The organism is Nostoc sp., assembly GCF_036917355.1.
Lineage (GTDB): Bacteria > Cyanobacteriota > Cyanobacteriia > Cyanobacteriales > Nostocaceae > Nostoc.
In genome coordinates, this window is record NZ_JBALDP010000015.1 from 1 (window position 1) to 14,118 (window position 14,118).

11 protein-coding genes are annotated in these 14,118 nt (G+C 42.8%); 9 read left to right on the forward strand and 2 right to left on the reverse strand.

The features are described from left to right. Positions 1-157 precede the first annotated feature (157 nt). Positions 158-598 (reverse strand): hypothetical protein, encoded by a 441-nt coding sequence (locus V7K53_RS03945; protein WP_335196338.1) that lies wholly within the window; start codon positions 596-598, stop codon positions 158-160. Positions 599-1,154: 556 nt separating this feature from the next. Between V7K53_RS03945 and V7K53_RS03950 the strand changes: the two genes are divergently transcribed. The 5 genes from V7K53_RS03950 (at position 1,155) to V7K53_RS03970 (ending at position 8,736) form a co-directional block, all read left to right on the forward strand. Then, entirely contained in the window at positions 1,155-2,999 is a 1,845-nt protein-coding gene (locus V7K53_RS03950; RefSeq protein WP_335196339.1) for a mechanosensitive ion channel family protein, read from the forward strand. A gap of 377 nt (positions 3,000-3,376) precedes the next feature. Continuing rightward, positions 3,377-3,658, forward strand: coding sequence for a Nif11-like leader peptide family RiPP precursor (locus V7K53_RS03955; RefSeq protein WP_335196340.1), 282 nt, complete (start codon positions 3,377-3,379; stop codon positions 3,656-3,658). Positions 3,659-3,898: 240 nt separating this feature from the next. Next, on the forward strand, positions 3,899-4,189 hold the full coding sequence (locus V7K53_RS03960; protein ID WP_335196341.1) for a Nif11-like leader peptide family natural product precursor: 291 nt from the start codon (positions 3,899-3,901) through the stop codon (positions 4,187-4,189). Positions 4,190-4,519: 330 nt separating this feature from the next. Continuing rightward, entirely contained in the window at positions 4,520-7,828 is a 3,309-nt protein-coding gene (locus V7K53_RS03965) for a type 2 lanthipeptide synthetase LanM family protein (protein WP_335196342.1), read from the forward strand. Positions 7,829-8,340: 512 nt separating this feature from the next. Next, the gene (locus V7K53_RS03970; RefSeq protein ID WP_335196343.1) at positions 8,341-8,736 is read left to right on the forward strand and encodes a hypothetical protein; all 396 of its coding nucleotides are present in this window, start codon (positions 8,341-8,343) and stop codon (positions 8,734-8,736) included. A gap of 363 nt (positions 8,737-9,099) precedes the next feature. Here V7K53_RS03970 and V7K53_RS03975 read toward each other — a convergent pair whose 3' ends face one another. Further along, the gene (locus V7K53_RS03975) at positions 9,100-9,480 is read right to left on the reverse strand and encodes a hypothetical protein (protein ID WP_335196344.1); all 381 of its coding nucleotides are present in this window, start codon (positions 9,478-9,480) and stop codon (positions 9,100-9,102) included. Between the two features lie 259 nt (positions 9,481-9,739). On the opposite strand from V7K53_RS03975, the gene V7K53_RS03980 reads away from it, so the two are divergent. The 4 genes from V7K53_RS03980 to V7K53_RS03995 all read left to right on the forward strand — a co-directional run bounded on the left by V7K53_RS03980 (position 9,740) and on the right by V7K53_RS03995 (position 14,117). Further along, entirely contained in the window at positions 9,740-9,901 is a 162-nt protein-coding gene (locus tag V7K53_RS03980; RefSeq protein ID WP_335196345.1) for a hypothetical protein, read from the forward strand. Positions 9,902-9,977: 76 nt separating this feature from the next. Further along, a complete protein-coding gene (locus V7K53_RS03985; RefSeq protein WP_335196346.1) occupies positions 9,978-11,417 on the forward strand; it encodes an NHLP bacteriocin system secretion protein in 1,440 nt (479 codons plus the stop codon). Positions 11,418-11,518: 101 nt separating this feature from the next. Then, entirely contained in the window at positions 11,519-11,899 is a 381-nt protein-coding gene (locus V7K53_RS03990; RefSeq protein ID WP_335196347.1) for a hypothetical protein, read from the forward strand. Then, positions 11,865-14,117 (forward strand): NHLP family bacteriocin export ABC transporter peptidase/permease/ATPase subunit, encoded by a 2,253-nt coding sequence (locus V7K53_RS03995; protein WP_442940465.1) that lies wholly within the window; start codon positions 11,865-11,867, stop codon positions 14,115-14,117. The genes V7K53_RS03990 and V7K53_RS03995 overlap by 35 nt, the downstream gene beginning before the upstream one ends. Position 14,118: the final 1 nt, after the last annotated feature.

Consider the following 14,118-nt stretch of genomic DNA (forward strand, 5'->3'; position numbering starts at 1 on the left):
TTTGACTGGTTGACCTTCAACCGTGACGTATTTGCTGCTCATAAAGCTAGTTTGGGCTTTATTTGGGCTTAATTTTTGTCTAAGTCCCGTTAGGATTCAAGCTTTCAAATTTGTTTTATATACCAATCAGACAGTCAGATATTCTAAACCCTTAATCTTAAGGTCTGTTGTCCGCTTCTACCTTAATCTTCTGGCTAGGACAGCGCCAACTCGCACCACCAAGACCAATGTTTGTGCAACCTTGGGCTTGCATTGCATCGTCTGAGACATTCTCAGGCTTGTAGAATCGCCAACGACCTCGGTTATCTGGCCCTGACTCTGCTCTGAGTTGCCGTGTAGAGGCTCCGTAACGATAATCGCGATTCCGAGAATCATCGTAACGAGAATCACGACTACGGAAATCACCATCCGCTTCTACCCTACTCCTCTCGCGAGGACAGCGCCAATTTGCGCCACTCGCACCACCAACACCAACGTTAGTACAACCTTGGGCTTGCATTGCATCCTCTGAGACATCGTTAGGCTTATAGAATCGCCAACGACCTTTATCATCCGGCCCTGACTCTGCTCTGAGTTGCCGTGTTTGTGATATCAGCAAAGGAGTAGTTGTGGGTTTAGTTGTGCAAAAACTGATGAATCTTCCGTAGTAATGGAAGCTGTACTCAAGAGGATGCCACAAGCAGCAAAAGTCACTAATTGAGACAATCTACTTATCTTGGTAAAATGCAACATCAACATAAGTTACTCTAATTGTTGGAAATATTATCTGCCCTGCGGGCAAGGGAGAAGGCAGGGGCAGAAGGGAAAAAAATTTAATGTATGCCTTTTTGCCTTGCCCAAATTTACTTTAATACCTGTACTAAATCAAATTGTTTAGTGGTCTTTAATTACAGTTTGTTTGAATGCCTGTAATTACTTTTTACCTTCTGCTTTCTTCAAGAAGTTAAATAATAATAGTAGGATAAACCACATTTTAGTTGAATTTGTTTGAAAATATATATAAAGCAAAAAGCCGTAATAAACCGAAATTTTTTGATGTATTTAACTTCTTTCTGAATGCTTTCTTTTGTTTGATTGAAGCGATCGCTGATATCCTTATCAGGCAGTGCCAAGGAAGTATTAGGTTGTGATATTCAGTTGGGCAATAGTTCTCTATGGTTATACTCTCGTTTAATCGCTTGCAGCGTCTAACAATTCGGTTTGTGCTAATCATTGTGGTGACGATCGCAATGGTGTTTGGCTGGGGTGCGATCGCCCACAGTCAATTGCCCTCGTCACCCACCGCCGCTTCTAACGATCCGCACAAACCGCCTAAAGGCATCACCCGTCTCGGTGAATATGAAATTGCCGACGTGAATTCACCACTAGACAAAAACCTTTTATTTAAGGTTGTCTCTCCCACTGTTTTTAATCGCGACGAACCGCCAGAAGGAAGTCTTCCTGTGGAAGTACGTGCTGAAGAAATTACGCAACGGCTGATGCGAGCGCTCGATAGAGCTGACAAAGCCAAACAAACTCCCATAATTTCTGTTGCCACCCTGAATAACCGCCTAATCCTCCAGCTCAATGACGATCAAATGACCCGTTCTTTAAGGCTGGTGACAGTGACAGAGCCAGATGCTGACTACTATGGGAAAACACTGGAGGAATTATCCCAGGAGTGGCAAAAAATATTACAAGCAGAAGTGGAACGCATCGAGCGACTCTTCTCACCTAAGGTATTGTCTCAACGGGTTGGGCAGGCACTACAAATCAGCATCGGCTTGGTGTTGGGCAGTGTTGTGTTATGGTTCCTGCGGCGAACTCTAATTCGCAAACAAACGATATTGCAAGCTCGTTATCAAGAGCATATAGCTGAGGCAAAACAGGCTGCGGTCAAACGCTCTCAGGCAGAAACATCGGCCAATATTCAGGCAATCGACACCAGCGAACCAGAGGCACACACCATCGCCCACCAGCGATCGCAATTTCTAGAAATCATTCAGCGACAGTTCACTCTCAAACGCCAACTGGGGATCTATTCTTTTCTCACCTTGCTACTGTTTTGGGCGTTTATTCTTGTATGGTACATCGGGATTGTGGTAATCATGTCTCGCGTCCCCTACCTGATGAAATGGTGGAGTGACGCTTTAGCCCGTCCCTTGGCGCTGCTGATTATTTGGTTTTTCATCAGTGTTGTCATTCGTATTGGCAAAAGCTTAATTGACTACATCACCGATGTCTGGACAACCCATCCCTCTCTCCCTTTGAGTGAAACTCAACGGATTGCCCTGCGATCTGCAACAGTTTCCGGGGCACTAAAAGGATTAATCACCTTTGTTTTCATTACCTTCGGTATCTTGCGAACTCTAGACATTTTTAATGTACCCACTAGTTCAATTTTGGCAGGGGGTGCTGTCATCGGTATTGCAATTTCCCTTGGTTCCCAAAGTTTGATGAAAGATTTGGTCAATGGGTGCTTAATTTTGATGGAGGATCAATTTGCTGTAGGAGATGTGATTGAGATTGGGAATAAAAGCGGACTGGTGGAAAATCTCAACCTACGCGTGACTCAACTACGCAATGGCGAAGGTAAGTTAATTACCATTCCTAATAGCAATATCACTGATGTCAACAACTTAACCCGCCTTTGGTCGCGGGTAGACTTTTCTATTGTGGTGGCCTATGAAAACGACCCGAAGTATGTTTTAGAGATTCTTAGGCAAGTATCCCAGCAATTGTATAACGAACCAGAATGGCGCGATCGCTTACCAGAATTGCCTGAAGTGCTAGGCATTGATGACCTCTCCCACACAGGTATGTTAGTCCGCGTCTGGATTAAAACGGCACCGATGGAACAATGGTATGTGGGGCGAGAGTTCCGTTTAAGGGTGCGGCTAGCTTTTGAAGCAAACAATATCCAGATCGGCAGACCGCAACGGATCAGTTACAACACTGATTTGGATGGATCTATAGCAAGGGATGCATTCATTGACTCCAAACGGGAGGATCTACAGTAGACCTCTTGCAAAAATATATTTTTGCACTCTTAGGGAAAAGGGTAAAGGTTAAAGGGAAAGGATTTTGAGTTTTTTTACCCTTTTCCCCCCTTATCCCCAGAGGGAACCCCACCTTCCCCTTTACCCCGACTTTTGCAAGAAGTCTAGTAAAACTCTGGACAATCAATTGTGAGGCAGAAATACATCGCGCATTTCGATGGATATCGATGTCATTTCCGAATTAATTTGTGCTGAAAAATTTTTCCGCAATCGTAACTATTTCCCCTAGTTCTCCCCTATTTATTTCTAAATTCAAATCAGAAAAGCAGAGAACACGCCCCAAACAAGCGTGCAATCTCTGCCGTATAAATAAGTCAATAAAAATGGAGAACAAACCTATGCTACACCAAATTAAAGAATTGCTGCAAAACGCACAATTACAACAGCAAGTACAAGCAGCAGCTAACCAAGCAGAAACTATCAAAGTGATAGCGATCGCGAGTGCAGAGAAAGGTTATAACTTTACAGTTGAAGCCATTTCTCAAATGCTGGCAGAATTAACCTTTGTGGATTCCAACGAACTGAGCGAAGAAGAATTACTCAGTGTTAGTGGTGGGATGATGGCTGATAGTGCACCTAAGCTATGTCATACAGAAGGCTGTGGTGGCGGACACTGCTAAAAAATGTATGTAGCTTCTCTTTTTCTCTGGCATTGTAGCCTCCAAGGTCATGTTGTTTTTCTAAAAGAGCTTTTTAGATCCAACTGTTCCAATATTTTAATTTGGATAATTTCCATACTTGGTACCGAGGTTCAATGCAGAAATAGATACTGCATAACAGTTCCCTCTTTACTTTTTTAATCAAGAGAAAGAGGGAATTTCATTAACAATTACTATCACCAACTCGGAGAAAATACAATTATGTTGTCACAAATTCAAAGCCTACTCCAAAATAGCCAACTACGCGAGAATATACAAGCAGCAGTTACCCAAACAGAAGCCATCAAACTGTTGCTAATTGCCAGTGCAGAAAAAGGTTATATTTTCACAGCCGAAAGCGTAGCTCAAATGCTGGCAGAACTGACCTTTGTGGATTCCAACGAACTGAGCGAAGAAGAATTACTCAGTGTTAGTGGCGGTGCAATGGCTGATAGTGCGCCCAAACTATGTCACACAGCCGGCTGTGGTGGCGGACACTGCTATCTCTCGTAATTCGTAATTTTTGGTGAAATATAGGACTCCGACGAGATTTTTGACAACATACTGAGACTGAAAAAACAGTTTTATCTTAAATATTGTTCAAAAATCATAATATATGAGTCCTATAATCCACCAAATAGTCAAGTTTTTGGTCTTTATCTGTTGGAGACTTGTACCCCAACTAATTCAATTCAGAATTACAAGTTATTTTAATTATGCCTACCTAATTAGTACTTAATTTAAAACTTATTTGAGACGAACGGTATTGTTCTTAATGCCAATTATTAAAACGTAAACCAGAATTGATACTTACCTTTGAACTCCATCATGAGAAATCCAGCTATGGTTCAACAAGTTGTTCGCTTATCCCAACAGAAAACATCAGACGATTTAAGAGCGATTGCTGCCAATGCTAGCTTTCTCTGGGAACGTCTTGATGAAAGCAGATTTGCAATTAATGTCGATCGAGTCAACGAACAAGAAATTAACCGTCGTAGACATCGCTGGTGTGAAGTTGCAGCAGAAGGTAAATTGGATACGTTGTACAAACGCTTACAGTGGGAAGGGCTAGACCTCGATACTGTTAGTTGCAAATTTGGAACCATTGAATTGCTTGCCGATCGACCTTTGCCTGAGTGGGCAGAAACCTTGCAGCAAATCATCCAAACCGCTACAGGATTTAATTCTGCAACCGAAGTATTTCTACCAATCGATTCACAAAATCCGATCGCCTTTGAAGATATCCTTTTGCCTGCTATCTTGGTAGCCAGACAGCAATTACTGACTCGCTGCGACAGTCAATTCACCCAAGATTGTCTTCCCTTATCGATTCTTTCGCATGACGCTTACAGTTCTTTAGAACGTGGTCTACTGAAACGATTTGCAGGAATTTGCACTAAGACATTAGATTTTGAATTTTCTCAGGTGCGTCCCTTTGGTCAAAGCTTGCTCGGCTTACTAGGGCTGGAGACAGAAAATAATAACACTCATTACACCAAGTTCGTCAATCAACTCCTAGAAGATGGAATGCTGACCTTCTTCCAGAAGTATCCAGTTCTCGGTCGGTTAGTGGCAACAGCAGTCAATTTTTGGGTTGAGTTCACTGCTGAATTTCTCGAACGTTTAGTTGCAGATAGGACAGATATTCAACGAACTTTTGATGAAAAAATTGCCCCATTTTCTCAAAACAAAGTTGCCGAAATTCAAACATCCATTTCCGATGCACACAAAAGCGGACGAACGGTGATTTCGCTCACCTTTGAGTCTGGACTTAAACTTGTTTATAAACCCAAAGATTTAGGACTAGAGGTTATCTTTAACCAATTTTTGGATTGGTGTAATCAACACAGCAATCTTTTAGATTTTAAAGTCATTCAGGTGCTGGAGCGCAACGGTTACGGTTGGGTGGAACATGTTGAACAGTTACCTTGTGTTGATGAAGCAGCTGCAAAACGATTCTATCAGCGTTCTGGGATGTTGTTGTGCGTGCTTTACGCTTTGCGGGGAACAGATTGCCATTACGAAAACTTAATTGCCAATGGCGAACATCTGGTGCTGATTGACATGGAAACGCTACTGCACCACGAACCGAATCTTATTGAAGACTCACCGCTTACACAAGATTTGGAAACAACCGCCACACGACAATTTTGGGATTCCGTACTCCGCACCGGACTTTTACCGCGTTGGGATTTTAGTGGCGATCGCAGTGTCGCTTATGATATTAGCGGGCTAGGCAGCACAGATCCCCGATTATCTCCCCGCAAAGTGCCGCGCTGGCAGAACATTAATACAGATAATATGCATCTGTTGTCTGAGCCTGTAACCTTGCCGATTGGGAAAAATGTGCCGTTTTTAGGTGAAGTTGTTCTGTCTCCAAACGATTATCAACTCCAAATCACCACTGGGTTTGAGCAGATGTATCACTTTTTGATGGCGCACAAAGATTTCTTAATTTCACGCCAAAGTTTGCTATCTGCTATGCAAAATCAGCAGGTGCGCTTTATCTTCCGCAACACCCGTATCTATGGCATCATCCTCCAAAAAGCTTTAGCACCCGATTACCTCAAACACGGCGTAGATTACAGTATTCAACTCGATGTTCTCAGTCGTGCTTTTCTAGTTGCTCAAAATAGACCGAACGCCTTTCCTGTTTTGAGCGCAGAACTCCGAGCGATGGAACAATTGGATATTCCCTTCTTCACGGCTAGCGCGGTGGTTGATGAACTGAGTTTAAACGGTTCTTCTTCCATTCCCAACTACTTCAAACAATCCAGTTACCAAGACCTGCTCAACCAGTTGCAATCTCTAGATGAAACCGACTTAGCTCGACAAGTAGCGATTATTCAAGGCTCCTTCGATGCCAAGATTGCAACCACCTCCAGCCGCCAAGGTGGGCAATGGCAAGGCGAATCGTTACCGTTGCTGAATTCGGAAGAATTAATTGCCGAAGCCAAGGAAATCGCCACTCAACTAGAAACCAGAGCCATTTCTGATCCTGATGGCAGCGTTAACTGGATTGGCTTAGACTTTGTGCCTCGCGCCGAACGATATCAACTGCAAGTATTAAATAATTGTCTTAGTGACGGACGCTCTGGAGTTGCTTTGTTTTTAGCTGCACTGAGTCAAGTAACTGGTGATTCCCGTTACCGCGATCTAGCATTGAGAACAGTGCAATCTCTGCGTCGCCAAATCCACACCATCGATCGCGAAACTTGGGAACGCATGGCTCGTTTCATGGGTGTTGGGGGTGCAACCGGTTTAGGGTCAACGATCTATAGCCTGGTGAAAATTAGTCAATTTCTCAACGATGCAACGCTGTTGCCAGACGCTCAAATATTAGCCGATTTGATGACACCAGAACTAATTGCTGCCGACGAACACTTGGATATTATGAGTGGAGCAGCAGGAGCAATTTTAGGGTTATTATCCCTGCATCAAGCCACAGGAGAAGCAACCGTTTTAGAAAAAGCGATCGCCTGTGGACAACATTTAATCAACCGTCAAGTTAGCTACAACGGTGCGCCCAAAGCTTGGCATACTTATTGGGATAAGCCCTTAACTGGCTTCTCTCATGGAGCTGCAGGCATTTCCTATGCCTTGCTCAGACTTTATGCCGCTACCTCAGAGGGCAAGTACTTAGAAGCAGGTTTAGCAGGAATTGAGTATGAGCGTAGCGTCTTTTGCGAATCTACTGCCAACTGGCCAGACTTCCGCAGAATGGGACAACCAGGACAACCTGACTTTGCAAATAAGTGGTGTCATGGTGCAGCCGGCATTGGTTTGGGACGCTTAGGCAGTTTGAGAATTGTGGAAACACCAGAAATTCAACAAGAAATTGAAATTGCTCTCCAAACTACTCAGAATTTTGGCTTACAAGCGATCGATCACTTGTGTTGTGGCAACTTCGGTCGGGCGGAAGTGCTGTTAGTCGGTGCAAAAATCTGTTCCCGTCCTGATTGGCATCAAATTGCTCACCAGAATGTAACAAATGTTGTGGCTAGAGCCAAGCGAACTGGAGCTTATCAACTGTTCCCCAACTTACCCAATTCTGTATTTAATCCTGGCTTTTTACCCGGTATATCTGGAATTGGTTATCAGTTGTTGCGTCTGGCGAACAATGGCTTGCCTTCAATATTGTTATGGGATTGAGCTTGTTGTTGTACCCAAAAATAGCTTTTGACCACACCCTATTAGGGTAAGCTAATAGGGTCAGAACTAGCCCCTTCTTTGACATTAGCTAGCTTTGACCCCCAACCGAGTTGTCGTTGACTGAAACGCGATCGCAATTGAGCAATCGCTAACTTCCAACTCCTGACTTTCGACTTTCACGAGCTAGGGTTGTGTTGTTGTAAGTTGAATTCGGAAGTTACCGCAACGCGCAGTACTTCAACCAGCCGGAGCGCGATCGCACGTTCAAGAAGCAATATCTGATTAATATTCGCGTTGGTAAAAATTTAAATGTCAATAGTTAAATTATTGCTCTGTGGAAGACAATATATACTTGAAATCAATTATTAATTATTAATTAAATCTAGCTTAAATGTCTTAACTGTCTTAACTGTCCTTGTGTCCTTTTTCTCATTCGTGCTAATTTACTTAATAATTTTGTAATCTACACACAGATAAGTCATACTTCTCTTCTAGGATTAAGGAAAACTAAGATGAAAAAGTTTCTATCCACAGCATTCTCATTAGTCTTGACAATAGCATTCTTCTTAGGTGTAACTTTATCTACACCCATGCCCGCTTACGCTCAAGATACACCAATACTCATAAGCCAATTTATAGACATTGATATATCTGAGATAAGTTTGGATAGTTTGCTACCGACAAAGACGTTAACTCCAGAAGAAGAAGAAAAAATACTAAAAGAAGATGCAAAAGAATATGTAGATTTATGGGTGGAGCAAAAGGCAGATTTGAAGGCAGAATTGAAAGAACTTGAAGCGGATATAACAGATATCAAGAAGGACAATACAGATTATGAAAATGATGATTATTATAAGTTTTACCAAGCAATTAAGGAGGAGCTTAATAAAAAATTAAATGTAGCATAAAGATAAAGATCGCAAAGCAAAAGTTATCCAAGAGTTTTTGTAAGGGACTTTACCAGAAGTCTGCTAACATCAATAGACTTCTTACAGAAGTGGGGAAAAGCTTAAGGGGTAAAGGTATGGAATTTTCCCTTACCCCTTACCCTTTAACCTTTCCCCACTATCTTGCAAAAGTTACTTTTGCAAGATGTCCAATCTGAAAATTTCACCTCAAGTAATGCTCGGCATTATCGAGTTTGCAAAAACTCATAATTTAACGTGATTGTGTTTGAGAATTTATCAGGTAAAAAGGGTTCTTTACAAAAACAAAAGACCGAGTATATACCCGGTCTTTTGCTCCCATGTGAATCACCGCATGAGTCTTCCTTAGTTGTAGAAATCTTCAGGTTTTATATTGGTGGGTTCAGTTCCTACAACCTTCCTAATGCCAATTTGAGATTCTTTGGGCGTTTTGTATATATATCGGATACCATCTAGCTTTCCTTCTTTCCGAAGCTTATCCCAGTCAGCATAGTTAATTTTAGCAGTTACAGTTTTACCGCAGGCGTTGTAGTACATATCATTAGTAATCACACCTCCTGACCAGCCGTAGAAAGCAGCCTGATCTTCGTAAAAAACTGGGATGGTAGTAGCTGAACCAGTATTTAGCGTTTTCAAGCAGTCATTAGTTGCAGCTACAGCTGGGCGCTGACCTACTGATAGGCTTAAGCTGAGTATGATTAATAAGGCAATTATGATTTTCTTCATTGTACAAGTCTTCTTTATTTAGATTTGAGGTTTTAGGAAAGCAAATGAATATTTAGTATCTACTGCTACACTTTGATTTACACATAGGCAGTAAAAATACTGTTTATTCACACAAATATATTCTTACTTTCCTAATGGAAATGCAAGGACAGTTAAGACAGTTAAGCAGTTAACTCAGATATTTAATAAAATTTTTATATTGTTATATCAAACAAAGTGCTGATTGCAATTTCTAGGCAAGTCAACCAGAGCGTAAACCTTGACCCACGTTTCTGGTAGACTTTCGGTAAAAAGTTTCAATTGCCTCAACACCAGCGCCTTCTTTCTAACGCAGTCAGAGATAGAGTTAATCTTCAATCACGGTTTAGACAATGACCGCGATCGTAAAAAGGAGCGATCGCTTTCCTTATTTCTCCCCTAGTTCTCCCCGATCGCACTTTAATCTTAAAAGTCTAGAAGTCTTAAGGTTCTAGGTGCTGTCAGCCAGAAAGAGAACAATGCAACTAAAACACAGCCACATCTTCCGTCAAGAAGCACTAGAGCGCTTATCTTCACCAGAACAACTGGATCAAGCGATAAATGTAGTCAAGCCTCAAGCTTGGTTGACTTTATCTACCATGAGTTTTGTGATTGCTGTAGCTGTTATTTGGAGTGTGTTCGGCAGAATTCCGCTCACAGTCACAGGTCAAGGTATCTTGATTAAACCGCACCATGTTGTGGAATTTCAAGCACCCAGTTCTGGCCCGTTACTAACTCTCAAGGTGAAGCCGGGGGATATTATTAAACAAGGTGATGTACTAGGGATAATCGACCAATCAGTTTTGAAACAGCAGTTGCAACAAGAGCAAGTAAAGTTGCAACAATTGCAAACCCAGAATCAAGAAACTGACAGGCTACAAAAGCTGCTGATTGACCAACAAATCATTACTCTTGGACAGCAGAGAATGGATTTGGAAAATAATCTGCATCGAGAGCAAGATGCGCCAAAGTTACGCGATCAAACATTGAAAGCGATCGCTCAAAAACGCCAAAGCATTAATTCCCGCAAACAACAAATTAATTACTTACTAAAAACTCTCAAAGGGCGGGTTGATAATCGTCGTCACCTTTTTCAGCAGCACGTCATCAGCCAAGATATGCTGGTGCAAGCCGAACAAGAATATTTTAATACTCAAAGCGAACTGTCAGATATTGACGTGCAACTCAAGGATCTGGAAATCCAAGAAACCACGACGCAACGAGAATATCTGGAAAATCTGAATAGAATTGACGAAATTAAAACCAAAATTAAAGATATTAATACTCAAAATACTAAACTACGCGAACAAGACTTAAAGCAATCAATTGATAAAACAAATAAAATTCGGGAAGTAAAGCGGCGAATTGCCCAGTTAGAACTGCAATTATCTCAAGAAAGTAGAATTATTAGCAAATATAATGGTCACATTCTCGAACTGAGTGCTGTCCCCGGACAAATGATGAATCCGGGTAGTCGCTTAGGGTCAATTGAGGCTGAACAGCCAAATTCAAAACTTATGAGTCTTGTTTACTTTGCTAATAAAGATGGTAAGCAAATCAAGCCGGGGATGTCCGTACAAGTGACTCCCAGCTTTGCCAAACGCGAACGCGAAGGTGGCATTGTCGGAACCGTTGCAGATATTTCTTCATTTCCGGTAAGTACACAAGATATTACAGCGATCGTTGGTAACAAAGAAATTGCCGCTAGTCTTGCAGGTAAAGGTGAAGGCAAGGTGCAAGCTTTTGTCCAACTTCAAGAAAACCCTACATCAATCAGTGGCTACAAATGGTCATCCTCTAATGGCCCAGCCTTAAAAATATCTTCTGGCACAACTACATCAGTTCAAGTGAAAGTTGGAGAAAAAGCACCGATTTCTTATATTATTCCTATGCTGCGCTCTTGGACGGGGATTTATTAATTTACGCCGTGTGCAACTTTCTCTCAGACCTAACCCCCAACCCCTTCCCGACTAGCGTTGGGGAGCAAGAATCAAAGCCTCTCTCCCACAGGGAGAGAGGTTTGGAGAGGGGTTCTAAAGATAAGTTGCACATCCCGTTAATTTGGGCATTGGGGTTAAAACTTGAAGGTTCACCCTCAGAAGCTCAACTTCCACCCTCAGAAGCTCAACTTCCACCCTCAGAAGCTCAACTTCCACCCTCAGAGGCTCAACGTTCACCCTCAGAAGCTCAACGTTCACCCTCAGAAGCTCAACGTTCACCCTCAGAAGCTCAACTTTCACCCTCAGAAGCTCAACTTTCACCCTCAGAAGCTCAACTTTCACCCTCAGAAGCTCAACTTTCACCCTCAGAAGCTCAACTTTCACCCTCAGAAGCTCAACTTTCAAGTTTTAACTCCCCAATGCCCCATGCCCAATGCCCCATTCCCAATCCCAAAATTTAAACCAAATCGTGTCCGCACTTCTACACTTTTGCAAATGGAAGCGGTCGAATGTGGCGCGGCTGCTTTAGGAATAATTCTGAGCTATTACGGGCGGGTTGTGCCACTAGCTAAACTGCGTGAAGAATGCGGTGTCTCGCGGGATGGGAGTAAAGCTTTTAATATCCTCAAAGCTGCTAAAAAATATGGACTCAATACTAAAGGTTTAAAACTGTCTCTAGAAAAGGTGACAGCTACCCGTCTTCCCTACATTGCCTTTTGGAATTTTAACCATTTTCTCGTGGTAGAAGGATATAGCAAAAAACGCGTCTACCTCAACGATCCTGCCAATGGTCGCAGAACAGTGAGTTGGGAAGAGTTCGATCGCGCATACACGGGTGTTGTGCTGACAATGGAACCAGGAGCGGACTTTCAGAAGGGAGGCAAAAAAAATCACATTGCCTCAGCCTTAAGTAGCCGCTTACAAAACTCACGAGTTACTATCTTATTTTGCTTGCTAGCTGGGTTATTGCTAACATTGCCTCGGTTAGCTGTGCCAGCCTTTTCTCAGGTATTTATCGATGAGATTTTAATCCAAGATCGGCAAGATTGGTTACGACCTTTGCTGTTAGGAATGCTGTTAACTACTTTATTACGGGCATTCCTTGCCAGACTGCGGCTTACCTACCTGCGGCGATTAATGGTTAAGTTATCAGTCAGCACATCAGGATTATTTCTCTGGCATATTCTGCGATTGCCTATTGGGTTTTACGATCAACGGTTTGCTGGGGAAATCAGTAGCCGGGTGCAACTGAATGACCGGGTGGCAGAAGTACTCTCAGGGCCTTTGGCAACTACAGTAATTGACGCGGTGATGATGGTCTTTTACCTGCTGATTATGATTCAGTATGACCAATTACTGAGTGCGATCGCAGTTGGTTTTGCTTTAATCAACATTCTCGCCCTCTTATTTTTATCGCAAACTCGTGTAGATGCAAATATGCGCCTAGCTCAGGAATATGGCAAAGTGGGCGGAGTAACGGTTAGCGGCATCCAAACCATAGAAACCATCAAAGCTTCTGGGCTGGAGTCAGATTTATTTGCTCGGTTTGCGGGTTATTACGCTAAAGCCATGAACGCCCAGCAACAATTAGGCTTACAAACTCAAATTCTCACCACATTACCCACAATTTTGACAGCCCTAACCACAGCTTCTATTTTGCTGGTTGGTGGTTTACAAGTAATGAATGGCAATCTTAGTATTGGAATGCTCGTTGCCTACCAAAGTTTAACACTGAGCTTCTTAGAACCAGTTAATAGCCTCGTTAATTTCGGCAGTACACTCCAAGATTTAGAAGCTGATTTAAACCGCCTTGATGATGTATTGCAAAACCCCGTTGATTTGGAAGTGGAGGGAGGCAAGGGAGCAGAGGAGCAGAGGAGCAGAGGGGAACTGATTACAAGTATTCCCCATGCCCAATGCCCCATGCCCAATGCCCCATGCCCAATGTGGCAATTACAGGGTAATGTTGAGTTACGGAATGTCACCTTTGGGTACAGTCGTGTAGAACCTCCGTTGATTGAGAATTTGAGTTTGACTGTCAAGCCAGGGCAAAGAATAGCGCTTGTGGGGGGGAGTGGTTCTGGGAAATCCACAGTTGCTAAATTAATTTGTGGGTTATATCAACCTTGGGATGGGGAAATCTGCTTTGATGGTGTAGAGCGATCGCAAATTAAACGCTCTATCCTTGCTAACTGGTTGGCAATGGTTGAACAAGATATCTTTTTATTTGCCGGCACTGTGCGAGAAAACATCACTCTTTGGGATTCAACTGTACCAGAAGTTGATTTGGTGCAGGCTTGCCAAGATGCAGCGGTTCATGATGCGATCGCATCTATGCCTGGGAAATATGACTTTGAGTTGATTGAAGGCGGTATGAATATTAGTGGTGGACAACGCCAGCGTTTAGAAATTGCCCGCGCTTTGGTGAGAAATCCCACAGTCTTAGTACTGGATGAAGCAACCAGCGCCCTAGATGCAGAAACGGAGTTGATTATTAACCGTAACTTGCAACAGCGTGGTTGTTCGTGTATTGTAGTAGCCCACCGCCTCAGCACAATCCGCGATTGTGATGAAATTATTGTGCTAGAGCAAGGTAAAATCGTGCAGCGTGGCACCCATGAGGAATTATGGCAGCAAGGCGGAACTTATCTTCGCTTACTTCACGCGGCAGAGGCATAGT

Coding starts and splice junctions, on each gene's coding strand:
- V7K53_RS03960 (WP_335196341.1), top strand. CDS start 3,899: ATGTTGTCACAAATTCAAAGCCTACTCCAAAATAGCCAACTACGCGAG.
- V7K53_RS03950 (WP_335196339.1), top strand. CDS start 1,155: ATGGTTATACTCTCGTTTAATCGCTTGCAGCGTCTAACAATTCGGTTT.
- V7K53_RS03955 (WP_335196340.1), top strand. CDS start 3,377: ATGCTACACCAAATTAAAGAATTGCTGCAAAACGCACAATTACAACAG.
- V7K53_RS03975 (WP_335196344.1), bottom strand. CDS start 9,480: ATGAAGAAAATCATAATTGCCTTATTAATCATACTCAGCTTAAGCCTA.
- V7K53_RS03995 (WP_442940465.1), top strand. CDS start 11,865: ATGCCCAATGCCCCATTCCCAATCCCAAAATTTAAACCAAATCGTGTC.
- V7K53_RS03965 (WP_335196342.1), top strand. CDS start 4,520: ATGGTTCAACAAGTTGTTCGCTTATCCCAACAGAAAACATCAGACGAT.
- V7K53_RS03985 (WP_335196346.1), top strand. CDS start 9,978: ATGCAACTAAAACACAGCCACATCTTCCGTCAAGAAGCACTAGAGCGC.
- V7K53_RS03970 (WP_335196343.1), top strand. CDS start 8,341: ATGAAAAAGTTTCTATCCACAGCATTCTCATTAGTCTTGACAATAGCA.